Annotated in this window: 18 protein-coding genes and 1 rRNA gene; 4 read left to right on the top strand and 15 right to left on the bottom strand. The window is 69.6% G+C overall.

From position 1 onward, the window contains the following. The first annotated feature begins 79 nt into the window (after positions 1-79). Positions 80-610, top strand: coding sequence for a HEAT repeat domain-containing protein (locus ACWCP8_RS31370; RefSeq protein WP_352265203.1), 531 nt, complete (start codon positions 80-82; stop codon positions 608-610). 27 nt (positions 611-637) lie between these two features. Here the strand turns inward: ACWCP8_RS31370 and hemB are convergent, their stop codons facing one another. From hemB to ACWCP8_RS31340, 6 genes are all read right to left on the bottom strand, one after another. Beyond that, positions 638-1,636 carry a porphobilinogen synthase gene (hemB, locus tag ACWCP8_RS31365; protein ID WP_356000005.1) on the bottom strand — a complete coding sequence of 333 codons (999 nt, stop codon included), beginning with the start codon at positions 1,634-1,636 and terminating at the stop codon, positions 638-640. 135 nt (positions 1,637-1,771) lie between these two features. Beyond that, complete coding sequence (locus ACWCP8_RS31360; RefSeq protein ID WP_352265199.1) at positions 1,772-3,439, bottom strand: bifunctional uroporphyrinogen-III C-methyltransferase/uroporphyrinogen-III synthase; 1,668 nt, start codon at positions 3,437-3,439, stop codon at positions 1,772-1,774. Next, positions 3,436-4,419 carry a hydroxymethylbilane synthase gene (gene hemC, locus ACWCP8_RS31355; protein ID WP_352265198.1) on the bottom strand — a complete coding sequence of 328 codons (984 nt, stop codon included), beginning with the start codon at positions 4,417-4,419 and terminating at the stop codon, positions 3,436-3,438. The genes ACWCP8_RS31360 and hemC overlap by 4 nt, the downstream gene beginning before the upstream one ends. Continuing rightward, the gene (locus ACWCP8_RS31350) at positions 4,416-5,912 is read right to left on the bottom strand and encodes a glutamyl-tRNA reductase (protein WP_451119528.1); all 1,497 of its coding nucleotides are present in this window, start codon (positions 5,910-5,912) and stop codon (positions 4,416-4,418) included. Before ACWCP8_RS31350 ends, hemC begins: the two co-directional genes overlap by 4 nt. After that, positions 5,909-6,682, bottom strand: a complete 774-nt coding sequence (locus ACWCP8_RS31345) for a redox-sensing transcriptional repressor Rex (RefSeq protein WP_352265196.1) — start codon at positions 6,680-6,682, stop codon at positions 5,909-5,911. Before ACWCP8_RS31345 ends, ACWCP8_RS31350 begins: the two co-directional genes overlap by 4 nt. A 272-nt stretch (positions 6,683-6,954) precedes the next feature. Next, the gene (locus ACWCP8_RS31340) at positions 6,955-7,230 is read right to left on the bottom strand and encodes a glutaredoxin family protein (protein ID WP_352265195.1); all 276 of its coding nucleotides are present in this window, start codon (positions 7,228-7,230) and stop codon (positions 6,955-6,957) included. A gap of 158 nt (positions 7,231-7,388) precedes the next feature. Here ACWCP8_RS31340 and ACWCP8_RS31335 point away from each other — a divergent pair, with 158 nt between their 5' ends. From ACWCP8_RS31335 to ACWCP8_RS31325, 3 genes are all read left to right on the top strand, one after another. Continuing rightward, the gene (locus ACWCP8_RS31335) at positions 7,389-8,345 is read left to right on the top strand and encodes an HAD family hydrolase (protein WP_451119526.1); all 957 of its coding nucleotides are present in this window, start codon (positions 7,389-7,391) and stop codon (positions 8,343-8,345) included. 355 nt (positions 8,346-8,700) lie between these two features. Continuing rightward, positions 8,701-9,477: an ECF subfamily RNA polymerase sigma factor, BldN family gene (locus tag ACWCP8_RS31330; protein ID WP_030974218.1), complete on the top strand. Its 777-nt coding sequence runs from the start codon at positions 8,701-8,703 to the stop codon at positions 9,475-9,477. 208 nt (positions 9,478-9,685) lie between these two features. Next, entirely contained in the window at positions 9,686-10,876 is a 1,191-nt protein-coding gene (locus ACWCP8_RS31325; protein ID WP_451119524.1) for a DUF5667 domain-containing protein, read from the top strand. A gap of 74 nt (positions 10,877-10,950) precedes the next feature. Here the strand turns inward: ACWCP8_RS31325 and ACWCP8_RS31320 are convergent, their stop codons facing one another. The 9 genes from ACWCP8_RS31320 to rrf all read right to left on the bottom strand — a co-directional run. Beyond that, positions 10,951-12,000 (bottom strand): lysophospholipid acyltransferase family protein, encoded by a 1,050-nt coding sequence (locus tag ACWCP8_RS31320; RefSeq protein WP_352265192.1) that lies wholly within the window; start codon positions 11,998-12,000, stop codon positions 10,951-10,953. A gap of 15 nt (positions 12,001-12,015) precedes the next feature. Further along, positions 12,016-13,110, bottom strand: a complete 1,095-nt coding sequence (locus tag ACWCP8_RS31315) for an NAD-dependent epimerase/dehydratase family protein (protein ID WP_382838522.1) — start codon at positions 13,108-13,110, stop codon at positions 12,016-12,018. Positions 13,111-13,299: 189 nt separating this feature from the next. After that, on the bottom strand, positions 13,300-13,398 hold the full coding sequence (locus ACWCP8_RS31310; RefSeq protein ID WP_003948845.1) for a 30S ribosomal protein bS22: 99 nt from the start codon (positions 13,396-13,398) through the stop codon (positions 13,300-13,302). A gap of 109 nt (positions 13,399-13,507) precedes the next feature. Beyond that, positions 13,508-13,720 carry a helix-turn-helix domain-containing protein gene (locus tag ACWCP8_RS31305; RefSeq protein ID WP_014046653.1) on the bottom strand — a complete coding sequence of 71 codons (213 nt, stop codon included), beginning with the start codon at positions 13,718-13,720 and terminating at the stop codon, positions 13,508-13,510. Between the two features lie 128 nt (positions 13,721-13,848). Further along, positions 13,849-14,664 (bottom strand): phosphatase, encoded by an 816-nt coding sequence (locus tag ACWCP8_RS31300; protein ID WP_451119521.1) that lies wholly within the window; start codon positions 14,662-14,664, stop codon positions 13,849-13,851. Between the two features lie 142 nt (positions 14,665-14,806). Further along, a complete protein-coding gene (locus ACWCP8_RS31295) occupies positions 14,807-15,979 on the bottom strand; it encodes an acetoin utilization protein AcuC (RefSeq protein WP_352265187.1) in 1,173 nt (390 codons plus the stop codon). Next, on the bottom strand, positions 15,948-17,159 hold the full coding sequence (locus tag ACWCP8_RS31290; RefSeq protein WP_352265185.1) for an MFS transporter: 1,212 nt from the start codon (positions 17,157-17,159) through the stop codon (positions 15,948-15,950). Before ACWCP8_RS31290 ends, ACWCP8_RS31295 begins: the two co-directional genes overlap by 32 nt. Before the next feature lie 41 nt (positions 17,160-17,200). Next, positions 17,201-17,845 carry an HAD family hydrolase gene (locus tag ACWCP8_RS31285; RefSeq protein ID WP_352265184.1) on the bottom strand — a complete coding sequence of 215 codons (645 nt, stop codon included), beginning with the start codon at positions 17,843-17,845 and terminating at the stop codon, positions 17,201-17,203. A gap of 72 nt (positions 17,846-17,917) precedes the next feature. Further along, a 5S ribosomal RNA gene (gene rrf, locus ACWCP8_RS31280) occupies positions 17,918-17,991 on the bottom strand; the annotation flags it as partial.

Below are 17,991 nucleotides of genomic sequence, written 5' to 3'. Positions count from 1 at the left end.
GTTCCCCGGCCGGCTCCCGCCGGGGCCGGACACGTCCGCCGAAGGAATACTTCACCGCGCACCGGGCAGCGCACACTTCATGGACCGGACAGACAGCCTCATCGAGCAGTTCCGTGCACTGCCCGCCGAAAGCGATGAAAAGCGCCAACTCATCGCCGCAATGGGCGACGCACTCGCCGACCGCCCGGACCATCCGGCCGCCTGGCCCTTCCTCACCTCGGTGACCGCCGACCAGGAGGAGTACGACCTCGCACGGGTCGAAGCCACCACGGTCCTGCGCCTGCGGCCGCCGGCCGAGGCCGAGTCACGGCTCCACGCGGGCCGGGCGCTGCTGGCCGTGGTGCGTGGCCCCGACGACGATCTGGTCCGCCAGTACGCGGCCATGGCGCTCGGACCCTACGCCGACGACCCGGAGGTCCACGAAGTCCTGGCCGCCGCCATCATGGACGACTTCGACCGGCTCGTACGGGACAACGCCCTGGCGGCGCTCGACGAGGCGGGCCCCAGCGACAAGCGGATCGAGCTGCTGCACCAGCTGTCCGCGGACGCCACGCTCGGCCATGAAGCGGTCCGCATCCTCTCGTCCTGGGGCCGGGAACCCGCGGCCTGAGGCGACGCGGGCTCCAGGTGCCGGCCGCTACGAGCGGCGCAGCCGCTCGCCGACCTCCGTCGCCCAGTACGTCAGAATCATCTGCGCACCCGCGCGCCGGATCCCGGTCAGGCTTTCCATGATCGCCGCGTCGCGGTCGATCCAGCCCTTCTCGGCGGCGGCCTCGATCATCGCGTACTCGCCGCTGATCTGGTACGCGGCGACCGGCACGTCCACCGAGTCGGCGACCTTCGCCAGGATGTCCAGGTACGGTCCGGCCGGCTTGACCATGACCATGTCGGCGCCCTCGTCGAGGTCGAGCGCCAGCTCGCGCAGGGACTCGCGGCTGTTCGCCGGGTCCTGCTGATACGTCTTGCGGTCGCCCTTCAGCGAGGAGCCGACCGCCTCACGGAACGGTCCGTAGAACGCCGACGAGTACTTCACCGTGTAGGCGAGGATCGACACGTCCTCGTGCCCGGTCCGGTCGAGCGCGTCGCGGATCACGCCGACCTGACCGTCCATCATGCCGCTGGGGCCGACCACATGGGCACCCGCATCCGCCTGGACCTGGGCCATCTCGGCGTACCGCTCGAGGGTGGCGTCGTTGTCGACGCGGCCGTCGGCGGTCAGCACACCGCAATGACCGTGGTCCGTGTACTCGTCGAGGCACAGGTCCGACATGACGACGAGATCGTCACCGACCTCTTCGCGCACCGCGCGCAGACCGACCTGGAGGATGCCGTCCGGATCGGTGCCCGCGGTTCCCCGGGCGTCCTTCTTCTCGTCCGCCGGGACGCCGAAGAGCATGATCCCGGAGACCCCGGCCGAGACCGCGTCGACGGCGGCCTTCCGGAGGGTGTCCAGGGTGTGCTGCTGGACACCGGGCATGGCCGAGATGGCGACGGGCGCCGTGATGCCCTCGCGTACGAACGCGGGCAGGATCAGGTTCGCCGGGTCGAGCCGTGTCTCGGCGACCATCCGCCGCATCGTCGGGGTCGTCCGCAGCCGCCGGGGGCGGGAGCCGGGGAAGTTTCCGTACACAGTCATCCTTCGACGATAGACCCGTACACACCACCGTCTTACCGACACCTGCGCCGGAAAAACGAACGGGAGAACGGGCAGGGGCCCGGCTGCCGAAACAGCCGGGCCCCTGAGGCTCCGGAACACCCCCGAACGGGCCGGTCAGGTCGTCGTACGACGCCTCCGCGCCCCAGGACGCCGCTCGCTCGGCCGCGTCACCGGGTCACCGGCCTCCTTCGCCGCGTCCCGGCGCTGCGCGCCGAACTCGGCGAGCGCCGCGGCCAGCTTGTGCACCGACGGCTCCGGCGACAGCACGTCCACCCGCAGACCGTGCTCCTCGGCGGTCTTCGCCGTGGCGGGGCCGATACACGCGATGACAGTCACGTTGTGCGGCTTGCCCGCGATGCCGACCAGGTTCCGGACGGTCGACGACGAGGTGAAGAGCACCGCGTCGAAACCGCCGCCCTTGATGGCCTCACGGGTGTCGGACGGCGGCGGCGAGGCGCGGACCGTGCGGTAGGCGGTGACGTCGTCGACCTCCCAGCCCAACTCGATGAGCCCGGCGACCAGTGTCTCCGTGGCGATGTCGGCGCGCGGCAGGAAGACACGGTCGATCGGGTCGAAGACCGGGTCGTAGGGCGGCCAGTCCTCCAGCAGACCGGCGGCGGACTGCTCACCGGACGGCACCAGGTCCGGCTTCACACCGAAGTCGATCAGCGCGGCGGCGGTCTGCTCGCCGACCGCCGCGACCTTGATCCCGGCGAAGGCACGGGCGTCGAGCCCGTACTCCTCGAACTTCTCCCGGACGGCCTTGACCGCATTGACGCTGGTGAAGGCGATCCACTCGTAGCGGCCCGTGACGAGGCCCTTGACCGCGCGCTCCATCTGCTGGGGCGTACGCGGCGGCTCGACGGCGATCGTCGGGACCTCGTGCGGCACGGCGCCGTACGAACGCAGCTGGTCGGAGAGCGACGCCGCCTGCTCCTTCGTACGCGGCACGAGCACCTTCCAGCCGAAGAGCGGCTTGGACTCGAACCACGAGAGCTGGTCGCGCTGGGCGGCGGAGCTGCGCTCACCGACCACGGCTATGACCGGCTGGTGCCCGTCCGGCGACGGCAGCACCTTCGCCTGCTTGAGAACCTGGGCGATCGTCCCGAGGGTCGCCGTCCAGGTGCGCTGCCGGGTCGTCGTACCCGCGACCGTGACGGTGAGCGGGGTGTCGGGCTTGCGGCCCGCCGAGACCAGCTCGCCCGCGGTGGCCGCGACCGAGTCCAGCGTCGTCGAGACGACAGCCGTGGCGTCGCTCGCGCCGATCTCGGTCCAGCAGCGGTCCGAGGCGGTGCGGGCGTCGACGAAGCGGACGTCGGCGCCCTGCGCGTCACGCAGCGGCACACCGGCGTACGCGGGCACGCCCACGGCGTTCGCGACACCCGGAACGACCTCGAAGGGAATACCGGCGGCGGCGCAGGCGAGCATCTCCGCGCCCGCGGAGCCGTCCAGGCCGGGGTCGCCGGAGACAGCACGGACGACCCGCCTGCCGCCCTTCGCGGCCTCCATGACAAGATTGGCCGCGTCCCTGAGAACGGGCACACCGGCGGCTGTTGACGACACGTCAACAACCGCCAGCTCAGGCGTGCTTACGCCTGCCCGCGCATGGCCGCGAACAACGCAGAGCACGTCCGGCTCGGCGACAAGAACGTCCGCGCTCGCGAGCGCCTCGACAGCGCGCAGAGTCAGCAGTCCCGGATCGCCGGGACCGGCGCCGAGGAAGGTGACGTGCCCTGCGGACAGGACCGGAAAGTCGGATACGGCGGGGCCGGTGGGGCTCAAAGTGCTCGCTCCCCCATAAGACCGGCCGCACCCTTGGCAAGCATCTCGGTCGCGAGCTCGCGACCGAGGGCCGCCGCGTCGTCGTGCGACGTGGGGACGGGACCGGTGATGGACATCTGTACCAGCGAGGCGCCGTCGGTGGAACCGACGACACCGCGCAGGCGCAGTTCGTTGACAGCCTGTCCGTCGACCAGGAGGTCGGCCAGCGCACCCACAGGTGCGGAGCAGCCGGCCTCCAGGGCGGCGAGCAGGGACCGCTCGGCGGTCACGGCGACCCGGGTGTACGGGTCGTCGAGCTCGGCGAGCGCGGCGGCGAGGTCCGCGCTGGTTGCAGCGCATTCGATCGCCAGTGCTCCCTGACCGGGAGCGGGCAGAACGGTGTCGACCGGCAGGAAGTCGGTCACCTCACCGGTCCGGCCGAGGCGGCTGAGCCCGGCCGCGGCGAGAACCACCGCGTCCAGTTCACCGCTTCGTACAAATCCGATACGCGTATCGACGTTGCCACGGATCGGCACGGTCTCGATGTCGAGGCCGTGGCTGCGGGCGTACGCGTTGAGCTGCGCCATACGGCGCAGCGAGCCGGTGCCTATGCGGGCGCCGGACGGCAGCTGCTCGAAGGTCAGCCCGTCCCGCGCCACCAGCACGTCGCGCGGGTCCTCGCGCCGCGGAACGGCAGCGAGCACGAGACCCTCGGGCTGTGCGGTCGGCAGGTCCTTGAGCGAGTGGACGGCGAAGTCCACCTCGCCCCGCAGCAGCGCCTCACGCAGCGCCGCGACGAACACGCCGGTGCCGCCGATCTGCGCGAGATGCTCCTTGGAGATGTCTCCGTACGTGGTGACCTCGACGAGCTCGACGGCGCGCCCGGTCACCTCGCTGACCGCGTCGGCGACAAGGCCGGACTGCGCCATGGCGAGCTTGCTGCGCCGGGTGCCCAGCCGGAGCGGCGCGCCGGTCTGCGCGCGGGGTGAGTTGTCGGTCATGACCGCCCTCGATTCGGGTCGTTCAGGTCTGCCCGGGAGACGGCGGCGACCGTCTGCGGGTCGAGGTCGAAGAGTTCCCGCAGCGCGTCGGCGTACCCGGCGCCGCCGGGCTCACTGGCGAGCTGCTTGACCCGCACGGTGGGCGCGTGCAGGAGCTTGTCGACGACGCGGCGCACGGTCTGCGTGATCTCGGCGCGCTGCTTCTCGTCCAGGTCGGGGAGGCGTCCGTCGAGCCGCGCGATCTCGCCGGCCACCACATCGGCGGCCATGGTGCGCAGGGCGACCACGGTCGGGGTGATGTGGGCGGCGCGCTGGGCGGCGCCGAACGCGGCGACCTCGTCGGCGACGATGGTGCGCACCTGGTCCACATCGGCAGCCATCGGAGCGTCCGCGGACGCCTCGGCGAGCGACTCGATGTCGACGAGGCGCACACCGGCGAGGCGGGCCGCCGCGCCGTCGATGTCGCGCGGCATGGCGAGGTCGAGCAGGGCGAGCCGGACGGGGCCGGTGGACTGCGCGGGCACGGTGGCCTGGCGCACGGCCTGTGCCTGCGCGGTCGTGGCGGCGGAACCCTTCTCCACCCACGCGGCGTGCTGGTCCAGGTCGGCGGCGAGCACGGCGGGCGCCTCCACGGCGGTGGCGGCCGCGTCGAACGGCAGGCCGAGCGCACCGGCGACGGTCTCACCGGTCAGGACGAGTCCCGTCGCACCGGTGCAGGACACGACGACATCGGCACGTGTCAGTTCGTCGGAGACCGCGGCCATCTCGACGGCCCGGGCGGTCACTCCCGTGCCACCGGCCTGGCCCAGGATCTCGACGAGCCGGTCGGCGCGGGCCCGGGTCCGGTTGGCGACGACGATCTCGGCGACACCGGTACGGGCCAGTGTGGCGGCGGCCAGCGACGACATCGAACCGGCGCCGATCACCAGAGCACGCTTGCCGCTGGCCCAGTCGGCGGTGTCGGCGCCGCCCGCGAGCTGCTGCAGGCCGAAAGTGACGAGCGACTGCCCGGCCCGGTCGATCCCGGTCTCGCTGTGCGCGCGCTTGCCGACCCGCAGGGACTGCTGGAAGAGGTCGTTCAGCAGCCGGCCCGCGGTGTGGCTCTCCTGCCCCAGCGCCAGCGCGTCCTTGATCTGGCCCAGGATCTGGCCCTCGCCGACGACCATCGAGTCCAGCCCGCACGCCACCGAGAAGAGGTGGTGGACGGCCCGGTCCTCGTAGTGCACATAGAGATACGGAGTGAGCTCGTCCAGCCCGACCCCGCTGTGCTGCGCGAGGAGCGTGGACAGCTCGGCGACGCCCGCGTGGAACTTGTCCACGTCGGCGTACAGCTCGATGCGGTTACAGGTGGCCAGGACGGTGGCCTCGGCCGCGGGCTCCGCTGCCAGGGTGTCCTGCAGCAGCTTGGCCTGCGTCTCGGCAGCCAGCGACGCCCGCTCCAGTACGGAGACCGGTGCGCTGCGGTGGCTCAGCCCTACGACAAGAAGACTCATGCCGGCATCACGGCGGGCATGTCCCCGTCGGGTCCCTTCCGGCTGCTGCTCGCGGCGGCGCGCACGGGCGGCGCGGCCTGGTCGACGTCGCCCCCGGCAGCGGCTTCCTCGCCGGCCTTGCGCTGTTCGTGGAAGGCGAGGATCTGGAGTTCGATCGAGAGGTCGACCTTGCGGACGTCGACGCCGTCGGGCACGGAGAGCACCGTCGGCGCGAAGTTCAGGATGGAGGTGACGCCCGCGGCGACGAGGCGGTCGCAGACCTGCTGGGCGGCACCGGCCGGGGTGGAGATGACACCGATCGACACGCCGTTGTCGCTGACGATCTTCTCCAGCTCGTCGGCGTGCTGGACGGGGATCCCGGCGACGGGCGTACCGGTCATCGCGGGGTCCGCGTCGATCAGCGCGGCGACCCGGAAACCGCGGGAGGCGAAGCCGCCGTAGTTGGCGAGCGCGGCACCGAGATTACCGATACCGACGATGACGACAGGCCAGTCCTGGGTGAGCCCGAGCTCGCGGGAGATCTGGTAGACGAGGTACTCGACGTCGTACCCGACACCACGCGTCCCGTAGGAGCCGAGGTAGCTGAAGTCCTTGCGCAGCTTGGCAGAGTTGACTCCCGCCGCCGCGGCGAGTTCCTCGGACGAAACCGTGGGGACCGAGCGCTCGGAGAGCGCGGTCAGTGCGCGGAGATACAGCGGAAGCCGGGCGACGGTGGCCTCGGGAATTCCTCGGCTACGGGTCGCCGGTCGGTGAGTTCGGCCAGTTGCCACGGTGCTCCTGCGGGATGAGCGGGGCTGCAGGCGGCCATACGTTCCAAGACCGCCCCGTCGAATGCAGGCTATGTCTTTGTGAACGCGTGCACAAAGATGGTGTCCGTTTTGTCCGGTCAAAGTGACCGGGGTCACGCACATCCGTCGCGCGATCCCGGAACCTTGGATCGCATCAGCCCGTTGCAGGCTCGAAGGGGGCAAAGCAGTACACACTCCTCACGACCACGCCCCCGAGATCACTCAAAACGCCCACGATGGTAACCGGGTTTCACTCAGGAAAGCAGCGCGCTGCGCAGCCTCGCCGGGTCCACCCGCCAGAACGTGTGCTGTTCGTTATCAATGAGGACGACCGGAATCTGCTCCCAGTACTCCCGGTGCAGCGCCTCGTCCTGAGTGATGTCCTTCTCCTCCCAGGACGCGCCGGTCTCCTCACAGACCTCCCGCACCACCAGCCTCGCGTCGTCACAGAGGTGACACCCCGGCTTCCCGACCAGGGTCACCACCCGGTCCGCGGGCTTCTTCTTCACACGACGCAGCAAGGCACTCATGCCTTCATTCTGCGCCGACCGCCCGCCCTTTCCGGAATTCATCCGCCACTGATCCGGTACGCCCCGAATCGCCCGTTTAACAATTCGGCCGCCGAGAGTTCACGTCACCGCATCCCGGCAGGTCGGGAAGGGGTCAACGGACTGGCTATGCTCACGACATGGCCGCTCTTGGATGGCTCACACCACGTAGGCGTTCCGCGACAGCACGGAGCGTGCTGGCAGGCGAGGCAGCAGCCGAGGCAGCGCGGAAGTCGTCACTCCACGCCGAACAGCCCGCCGAACGATCCACCGACGAGACCCCCGCCACGACCGCGGAGCCGGAACCGGCCTTCCCGGTCGTCGGCGACGACCGGGCTGCCGCCTTCTTCGACCTGGACAACACCGTCATGCAGGGCGCGGCGATCTTCCACTTCGGCCGCGGGCTGTACAAACGGAAGTTCTTCCAGCGCCGCGAACTGACCCGGTTCGCCTGGCAGCAGGCCTGGTTCAGGCTGGCCGGCGTGGAGGACCCGGAACACATGCAGGACGCCCGCGACAGCGCCCTGTCCATCGTCAAGGGCCACCGCGTCTCCGAGCTGATGTCCATCGGCGAGGAGATCTACGACGAGTACATGGCCGACCGCATCTGGCCGGGCACCCGCGCCCTCGCCCAGGCCCACCTCGACGCCGGGCAGAAGGTCTGGCTGGTCACCGCCGCCCCGGTGGAGACCGCCACGATCATCGCCCGCCGCCTCGGGCTGACCGGCGCGCTCGGCACGGTCGCCGAGTCCGTCGACGGCGTCTACACAGGCCGCCTGGTCGGCGAGCCGCTGCACGGGCCCGCGAAGGCCGAGGCGGTCCGCGCCCTGGCCGCCGCCGAGGGCCTCGACCTCGCCCGCTGCGCGGCGTACAGCGATTCGCACAACGACATCCCGATGCTGTCCCTGGTCGGCCACCCCTACGCGATCAACCCGGACACAAAGCTCCGCAAGCACGCCCGGGCCCTCGACTGGCGGCTGCGCGACTACCGCACGGGTCGCAAGGCGGCCAAGGTCGGCATTCCGGCCGCGGCCGGTGTCGGCGCCCTCGCGGGCGGCACCGCGGCCGCCGTCGCCCTGCACCGCCGCCGCCGCTGACCGCACGCGGAGGCTCCCCCGCGCAGGGGGCCGAGCCACGCCCGGCTCCCTGCCGCCAATCGGGACCCCCTGCCCGCTGACCGCTCCCGCCAGTCGGATTGCGTGCACCCGACCACAACCCGTTGCGGCCGCAGGCAGATCACGAAGTAATCCGATCAATAACCGGTCACGATGTGCTACTTGATGCGCCTCATAGTCGCTACAGAAGCGACGGAACCGATGATTTGAGCAACTGGGTGTAGCACTGCCTGTACGAAGCGTTATTCTCCTCAGACGCATTCCGGAACCCACCACTCACTACGACGAGTGACGGTTTCGCACTGCACGTGATGGAAGCTCTGCCTCTGGGAGTCCCGTGTACCCACACGTCGGGGTTGACGCCTCGGGCCTGGCTACGCTGCGCGCAACGGTCGCCGACCGCTTGCGCGGCTTCGTCCCCACCGCGTACGCCGTACCCGCTTTTGCCGCCCCTGCACCTGTCGGCCCTTGCTATGCCCTGGCCGAACGCGGTGCAGCGGTCGGAAGACGCAGCAACCGCGGCGCAACGACCACGTCCACCGTTCGTCGGCCGACCGCCGACAGCGACAGCGCGCGCATGATGGATCTCGTCGAGCGCGCACAGGCCGGTGAGGCTGACGCCTTCGGCCGTCTCTACGACCAGTACAGCGACACCGTGTACCGGTACATCTACTACCGCGTGGGCGGCAAGGCGACGGCGGAGGACCTCACCAGTGAGACCTTCCTGCGCGCCCTGCGCCGCATCTCCACGTTCACCTGGCAGGGCCGCGACTTCGGCGCCTGGCTGGTCACGATCGCCCGCAACCTGGTCGCCGACCACTTCAAGTCCAGTCGTTTCCGACTGGAAGTGACCACCGGCGAAATGCTCGACGCCAACGAGGTCGAGCGCAGCCCGGAGGACTCCGTCCTGGAGTCCCTCTCCAACGCCGCACTGCTGCAAGCCGTGCGCCGACTCAACCCCCAGCAGCAGGAGTGCGTGACGCTGCGCTTCCTGCAGGGCCTCTCGGTCGCCGAGACGGCCCGCGTGATGGGAAAGAACGAAGGCGCGATCAAAACCTTGCAGTACCGCGCCGTCCGCACACTGGCCCGGCTCCTGCCGGACGATGCCCGCTGAACACGCTCTGCAACACATCCCTCACGCACTGGTCCGATCATCTTTCGTGCGTAACCCATGTGCCGCGCCACTCGTTATGCCGGTTGCAGGCCCCCTGTCGTCACTCCATGTCCGCCGACACTCACTCTTTCGTGTGGAAGCGCTCAAGGTGTGCAACCTTCCGGACCCCCAGGGGGGTCGACCGTCATGACGAGAGGAGGTGCCGCCAGTGATCGCAAACGTTTCGGCACACCGGCGGGCGAACGCCTTCGCCCAGGCCCTGGAGGAGCAGGAGCTCCAGGGTGCGGCGGCCGTACAGCCCGAGGACCCGGCCGAACCGGCCGACCACGGAACGCTGTTGGCCCTGGCGAACGGCCTCGGTGAGCTGCCGAGGCCGAATTTGGATCCCGAGGTCAAAATGGTGCAACGAGCCCAGCTCGTCGCCGCCATGGAGGCCCTGTTTGCCGAGGGCGGCGCGTCCACAGGCCCTACGGTGCCCGAACAACGGAGCAGGGGGGCCCACCGGGCCTCCCCGCTCAGGAAGTTGCGCCCCCGCTCCCGCTGGACGAAGGGCATCGCGGCCGGCGGGCTCACCGTCGGTGTGGCCGCGGGAGCCTTCGGCGGAGTGGCCGCGGCCAGTTCCGACGCCCTGCCGGGTGATTCGCTGTACGGGCTGAAGCGCGGCATGGAGGACATCCACCTCGGCATGGCCGACGGCGACGCCGACCGCGGCGAGGTCTACCTCGACCAGGCGTCGACCAGGCTGAGCGAGGCCCGCAGACTGATGGAGCGTGACCGCGCGGGCGATCTGGACCACGAATCACTCGGCGAGATCAGACGCACCCTCAACGGCATGACGCACGACGCCACCGAGGGCCACCGCCTGCTCCACGCCGCGTACCAGCGTGACGGAGCACTCGGACCCATCCAGACCCTGGACTCCTTCTCCCGCTCCCACCGCGGCAGTTGGAGCACCCTGCGCGACCGTCTGCCGGTCCAGCTGACGGACGTCGGGGACGAGGTGAGCTCGGTCTTCGAGGCCATAGACGAAGAGGTCGCGCCGCTGCAGTCCCTGCTCCCCCGCAACCCGGACCGGAGCACCGACTCCCAGGAGTCCGGCTCCTCGCAGCAGACCGACGGGTCACCCGGCACGGACGACCCGGCCCCCTCCTCCCCCGAGGTCTCACAGGGCCAGACGGGCAGCGGCGGTACCCCGGACCCGTCCGGCTCCGCCTCCACCCCGGAGGACAACCTGATCGCAGGCGGCACGGACGGCTTCCTGGACACACCGTCCCCGGGCGCCATCCTGCCCACAACGGGCAGGGACAGCACCCCGCCCGCCCCGGACGTGACGCTGCCGCCCCTTCTCCCCGGCCTGCTCCCGGGCCTGGGATTCAACAGCGAGGACGAAAACAAGTGACTGTCCGGCGGACGGATTCCCCCAAGCCCGTCCGCCGGTCGCTCACCCCTTCCGGCGGTTGAGGACACTCGCCGTCAGAAGAACACCGACCTCCGCTGCACCAACAGCTTGTACAGCGTGTGCTGAATCTGCTCCCGCACCTGATCCGTCAGGTTGAACATCAGCATCGGATCCTCCGCCGCCTCCACCGGATACCCGTCCGTGGGAATCGGCTCCCCGAATTGAATCGTCCACTTCGTCGGCAACGGCACCGCCCCCAACGGCCCCAGCCAAGGAAACGTGGGTGTGATCGGGAAGTACGGAACCCCCAGCACCCGCGCCAGAGTTTTCGCGTTGCCGATCATCGGATAGATCTCCTCCGCACCCACGATCGAGCACGGCACAATCGGCACTCCGGCCCGCAACGCCGTCGACACGAAGCCGCCCCGCCCGAACCGCTGCAGCTTGTACCGCTCGCCGAACGGCTTCCCGATGCCCTTGAAGCCCTCCGGCATCACACCGACGACCTCGCCCTGTCTGAGCAGCCGCTCCGCGTCCTCCGCGCAGGCCAGTGTGTGCCCGGCCTTCCTGGCCAGCTCGTTCACCACCGGCAGCACGAAGACCAGATCCGCGGCGAGCAGCCGCAGATGCCGGCCCGCCGGATGGTTGTCGTGCACGGCAACCTGGAGCATCAGCCCGTCCAGCGGCAACGTCCCCGAGTGGTTGGCCACGATCAGCGCGCCGCCGTCCGACGGGATGTTCTCGATGCCCCGCACCTCGACCCGGAAGTACTTCTCGTACATCGGCCGCAGCATCGACATCAGAACCTGATCGGTGAGTTCCTTGTCGTACCCGAACTCGTCGACCTCGTACTCGCCGGTGACCCGCCGACGAAGAAACGCGAGCCCACCCGCGATCCGCCGGTCCCAGTTGCCGCGCCGCACCTCGTCCTGCACGCCCTCCACGGGCTCCCCGCCCCCCTGCACCGCCTCATGGACCGGCGCGGCGTCCAACTGCCCGGGCAGGGCGCTCAGGGCCGCAGTGCCCACCGCGGGACCCGCCCCGGACCGCCGCCGCGCCGACCGCGGCACGCCACCCGACCGCGAACGGTCGTCGTCGAACGGAATGACCTTGGCATCCGCCATCGTCGGTGCGCTCCTCTATCTCGCGCTGTGGGTCGGTTGTGTGTCGTCGGTCCCGGTGATTCCCGGGACCTCGCCGGTCCCACCGGCGAACGGCATCGCCGCCAGCCGGTCGACGGCCCTGCCGACCATCTCGGGCGGCAGCAGTCCGGGTGCCTGGTTCCGCGCGAAGTCCGCGAAGGTCTCCGCGGTGGTGAATCCCGGATGGAAGCCCAGCGTCTCGCGCATCTGCACGGTGGAGACCACCCTGCCGTGCGTCAACAGCCGGATCTGCTCCGGTGAGAAGTCCGTCATGCCAACAGTGCGGAGCGCTTGGCCCACCCAGGTGACGGCGGGCAGGGGCACCGGCATCGTCGGCCGCCCGAGCCGCCGCGAACACTGCGACAGCAGCAGCACCCCGTCGCCCGCGATATTGAACGTGCCACTGTTCAGCGTCCCGCGCCGCGGTTCATGCGAGGCGATCCTCAGTACGTCGATGACGTCGTCCTCATGGACGAACTGGAGCCGGGGGTCGTACCCGAATACGGTCGGCAGGACGGGCAGCGACAGATAGTCGGCGAGCGGCGAGTCCGCGTCCGGCCCCAGGATGTTCGCGAACCTCAGCACGCACACGGCGACGTCCGGCCTGCGGCGCGCGAAGCCCCGTACGTACCCCTCGACCTCCACCGCGTCCTTCGCGAAGCCCCCGCTCGGCAGGGACTTGGGCGGGGTGGTCTCGGTGAAGACCGCCGGATCGCGCGGTGCGGAGCCGTACACACCCGTACTCGACTTGATCACCAGCCGCCGCACCGTCGGCGACTTCTGACAGGCACCGAGCAGCTGCATGGTGCCGATGACATTGGTTTCCTTGACCGTGGTGCGGCCACCGGCCCCGAGCGCCTTGCCGCTGACGTCCAGATGCACGACCGTGTCGACGGTGTGCTCGGCGAGGACTCTGGCGATCGCGGGCCGGCGGATGTCCGCGCGGACGAAGTCGGCATCACCCAATTGGTGCCCCGGCGCGATCGCGTCGACGGCGATCACCCGGTCCACCTCCGGGTCACGCTGGATGCGCCGCACGAATCGGCCGCCCAGCTGCCGGGCCGCTCCCGTGACGAGCACGACCTTCCCCAAGATCAGCGCCTTCCGTCGAAGAGGTTTCCCCTGGCCGTCACCGTAGCGGGTGGATGTTGCCCTGTGATGACTGCGCGGCGGCGTTCTGCCGAGTCTTTGGCCCAAATATGTGCACAGCCGCCCGCACAACGCACCGCAGCCCTCCCACCATGTCGGTGGGAGGGCTGCGGATTCACGAACTGCGTTCGCCTACTTCTTGTTGCGGCGCTGAACGCGCGTGCGCTTGAGCAGCTTGCGGTGCTTCTTCTTGGCCATCCGCTTGCGCCGCTTCTTGATAACAGAGCCCACGACTACCCTCGCTCACTTCTCTTCACTGGTGCGGGGCGTCTGGGCCCACACGACCTACGTCGGCCTAGCCTACCCGCCACCGGGTGAGGGACGTAATCCGAGGCCAACCTCAGGCCGACTCCACCCCCACAAAGGACTCGCGGAGATACTCGTGAACCGCTTGCTCCGGGACCCGGAAGGACCTGCCCACCCGGATCGCCGGCAGATGACCACTGTGCACCAAGCGGTACACGGTCATCTTCGACACCCGCATGACCGAGGCGACTTCCGCCACGGTCAGAAACTTGACCTCGTTGAGAGGCCTCTCGCTGCCAGCAGCCATGACCCACCTGTACCTTCCGCACGAGACGCGCACCGGCTTCCCCTCCGGTGACTCTTCGTCGTTGTGCGCTCACTCCCCAGATTAGGGGCGGGTGATGCGAGTGGGGAAGAGGAGGGACCATCGGCCGCCTACTGTGACAGACACGCCCGATTGAGTACATAGCGAGTGAGTGGCCGGTAGTAAGCGGACCGAACGGCGTCATCAAGCGGAACGGCGACCGACACCTGCCCCTCGGCCTCGCCGACGAACAGCGCAGGATCGTCCGTGTCCGCCAGGCCGATCGCCTCAATGCCCAGCTGACCTGCCCCGCAGACCCATCCGTGGTCCCCGACGACCAGCTCGGGCAGCCGCCCATGGTCAGCCACCGCGGCCTCCAGCGCCACCCGAACCGGCAGCGGCGAGTGGGTATGTGCGCCCGGCTCACTACCGCGGTCCCGCACGCCGGGTTCGCGCACCAGGGCGACTCCCCGTACGTAATCAAGGTTGTAGGTGCGTAGGCCGAACCGGGTCGTTATGTCGATACATCGCCCCTGCGCCGGGGTGAGTACAGCGCAGCCGGCCGCCGACAAAGCGTCTGCCAACGCGGCGTAGAAGCCGAGCAGCCGGTGCGGATGGCCGGTCCCGAGCAGCACCGGTGCCCGCCGGGCCGCCACATTCGACAACCGCTCGGCAAACGCGTCCAGACCAGCCAAGGTGCGCTCCGGATCGATCACATCAGGACCCGAAACATGAGCAGGATCGTCCGAGACTCCGCACTTGTCGGCCATCAACCGAAGCAGATCGCACTCCTCCCACCCCCATTCGGGGTTGAGCCCGAGCAGCACCCGCGGATCCCTCGCCGCGAACAGCCGATAGCTCCGCAGGCTCACCTCCCGCGAGGTGGCCACGGCCCCGGCCAGCCGGGCCGCCAGCAGATGCGCACGCAGCGCTCCGGTGCTCAACACCCTGCCGATGCTCCTCCAACCACCCGGACGGGGGGACAGAAGCCCGACTACGCCCCACAGTTGGCGTAACCATTCCTCAGTTGGCGCAACCACTCCTCACATCAGCACGGAATCGGTCGCACCGGGACCGTCCCCGCCCGTTTCAGGCCAGCAGCCCCCGCAACGGGAACGCCGCCCGCCTGGTCGCGAGCACCGCCTGGTCGAGCCGGTCCGCCGGGTCGTACCCGCTCTCCCACGGCTGCCACGACGGCGTACGCCCGTCCGTCATCCGACCCGGCCCCAACTGCCGCGTCCGGGCGTAGACCTCGTCCCGCCACGAAGCAGGAATCACCGATTCCGGGTCCACCGGCGTATGCGCGGCGATTCCCACCAGATGCGTCCAGGACCGCGGCACCACGTCGACGACCGCATACCCCCCGCCGCCGAGCGCCACCCACCGCCCGCCCTCCACGTACTCATGGGCGAGCTCGTGACACGACTCCATCACCGACCGCTGCGCGTCCAGCGACACCGCCAGATGCGCGAGCGGGTCCTCGAAGTGCGTATCGGCACCGTGCTGGGTCACCAGCACCTGCGGCCGGAAGTCCGCCAGCAGCTCCGGCACCACCGCATGGAACGCCCGCAGCCATCCCGCGTCCCCCGTACCGGCAGGCAGCGCCACATTCACCGCGGCACCCTCCCCCGCACCGGCACCGGTCTCCTCCGGCCAGCCGGTCTGCGGAAAGAGCGTCCGCGGATGCTCGTGCAGCGACACCGTCAGAACCCGCGGGTCCTCCCAGAACGCAGCCTGCACCCCGTCACCGTGGTGCACATCCACATCGATGTACGCGACCCGCTCCACACCCAGCTCCAGCAGCCGGGCAATGGCCAGCGCCGGGTCGTTGTAGATACAGAACCCCGACGCACCACCCGGCATCGCATGGTGCAGCCCGCCCGCGAAGTTCACCGCATGCGCCGTGGACCCGCGCCACACCGCCTCGGCCGCCGCCACCGACTGCCCGGCGATCAGCGCCGACACTTCGTGCATCCCCGCGAACGCCGGATCGTCCATCGTCCCGAGCCCGTAGTTCTGATCGGCTGCCTTGGGGTCCGCCGAGGCCGCGCGCACGGCCGCCACATAGTCCTCGCGGTGCACGAGCCGCAGCGTGGAGTCCCCGGCCGGCTTGGCAGCCACCACATCCACGGCACTGTCGAGCCCGTACGCCCGCACCAGACCCATCGTCAGGGCCAGCCTGACGGGGTCCATCGGATGACTGTTCCCGAAGTCGTATCCCGTTACTGCGTCATCCCACATCAACTGTGCGCGGCCGCTCATGCCCGCCACCGTATCGGGCAGGCTCCGGACCGAACGACTTGGCGTACACGAGCGTCGCGAGCACCAGCACCATCGGGACGAGCATCGCGCCCCGGTAGCTCCACGCGTCCCCCAGCGCCCCGACCAACGGCGACCCCACCAGGAACCCCACATAGTTGAAGACGTTCAGCCGCGCGATCGCCGTATCGCTCGCACCGGGGAACATCCGCCCCGCCGCCGCGAACGTCTGAGGCACGATCACACAGAGCCCCAGCCCCAGCATGGTGAATCCGAGCATCCCGATCCACGCACCGGAAGCAACCGCCACCACCCCGAACCCGGCCGCGGCCAGCACACTCCCGAACCGCACGACAGCCACGGCCCCGAACCGCCGCACCCCGAAGTCCCCCACGGCCCGCCCCAGCAGCGTCGTCACCATGTAGACGTTGTACGGAACGGTCGACAGCTGCTCCGAGCTCCCCAGCACGTCCTGCAGATACTTCGCGCTCCAGTTGGAGACCGTCGAGTCCCCGATGTACGCGAAGCTCATCACCAGACAGAGCGGCATCAGCAGCTTGAACGAGACCGAGACCCCCGAGGAGACCTCTTTCCGCGGCCCGTCGCCCTCCGCCTTCCCCTCGGCACCCTCGACGTACCACCGGCTCCCGATGAACGCGGCCGGCAGCAGCACGACGACCGCCGGCAGATACGAGATCAGCAGCGTCAGATCCCAGTGCGCCCCGGCCCACGCCATCGACGCCCCGGCGATCCCACCCAGGCTGTACGCGGCATGGAACCCGAGCATGATGCTGCGCCCGTAGGCCCGCTGGAGGCTGACCCCCATCATGTTCATGGAAGCGTCGAGCGCCCCGACGGACAGCCCGAACACACCGAGCGCCACGGCCACTTCCCACAGCTCGCTACCGGCCCCGACACCGACCAGCGCCAGCAGTACGACGGGCTGCGCCCACCTGAGCACGACCCGGGGCCGTGCCCGCGCGACCACCTTCTCGGTGACCACGCTGCCCACACCGGCCAGGATGGGCACGGCGGCGAGGAACACGGGCAGCAGGCCGTCGGATATCCCGTACCGGTCCTGAATGGCAGGAATACGCGTCACGAGCAGGGCAAAGGTGACCCCCTGCACGAAGAAGCTCAACGCCAAGGAGGCCCTACCGTGCCGCAACCGCGCATCCTTCATGGCCGCAGCGTAGGGCCCTGGCCTACCCGTGGGTAGATGGATCAGGCGAGCAATTCCCGCAGTTGAGCCATGTCGGAGAAGTGCCCGGTCACCCCGGCGAGCCGGTCGGCGGGCATCATCGACGTGAACCCGTACACATCCATCCCCGCGGCCCGGGCCGCCTCCACACCGAGCGGGCTGTCCTCGATGACGACACACCTCTCGGGCGGAACGCCCATCCGCTCAGCGGCATGGAGGAACAGGTCGGGCGCCGGCTTGCCCTGTCCCACGTCCTCCGCGCTGAAGATCCACTCCTCCTCGAACCACTGGTCGAGCCCGGTCTTTCGGTGCCCGACCCGGATCCGCTCGTGGTTCCCGGACGAGGCTACGCAGTACGGAACCCCGTCGGCGACGAGCTTTCCCAGCACGTCGGCGACCCCTTCGACCGGTTCCAGCTGTTGCTGGAACGCGGCGAAGATCCGGGAGTGGAGCGTCTCGTCGAAGTCCGCGGGCAGCTTCTCCCCGGTCCTCTCCTCGACGAGGTCGTGGATCCGGTGCACGGCAGACCCCATGTAGTCACGGAGCGATTCCTCGTACGAGGTGGGGTGACCGAGCTCGGTCAGGTAGCCGGAGAGGATGGTGTTGGAGATCGGCTCACTGTCGACGAGCACACCATCGTTGTCGAAGATGACCAGTTCGTAGCGCATGGTTCGAGCCTAGACGCTCAGAACGCAGAAAAGCCCCGTGCCACAAGGGCACGGGGCTTTCCCGGAATAATTGTTCGGCGGCGTCCTACTCTCCCACAGGGTCCCCCCTGCAGTACCATCGGCGCTGAAAGGCTTAGCTTCCGGGT

Source organism: Streptomyces sp. NPDC002206, from assembly GCF_053593595.1.
The sequence above is the reverse complement of the archived record's forward strand: the minus strand, read 5'-3'. Positions and strand labels throughout refer to the sequence as shown.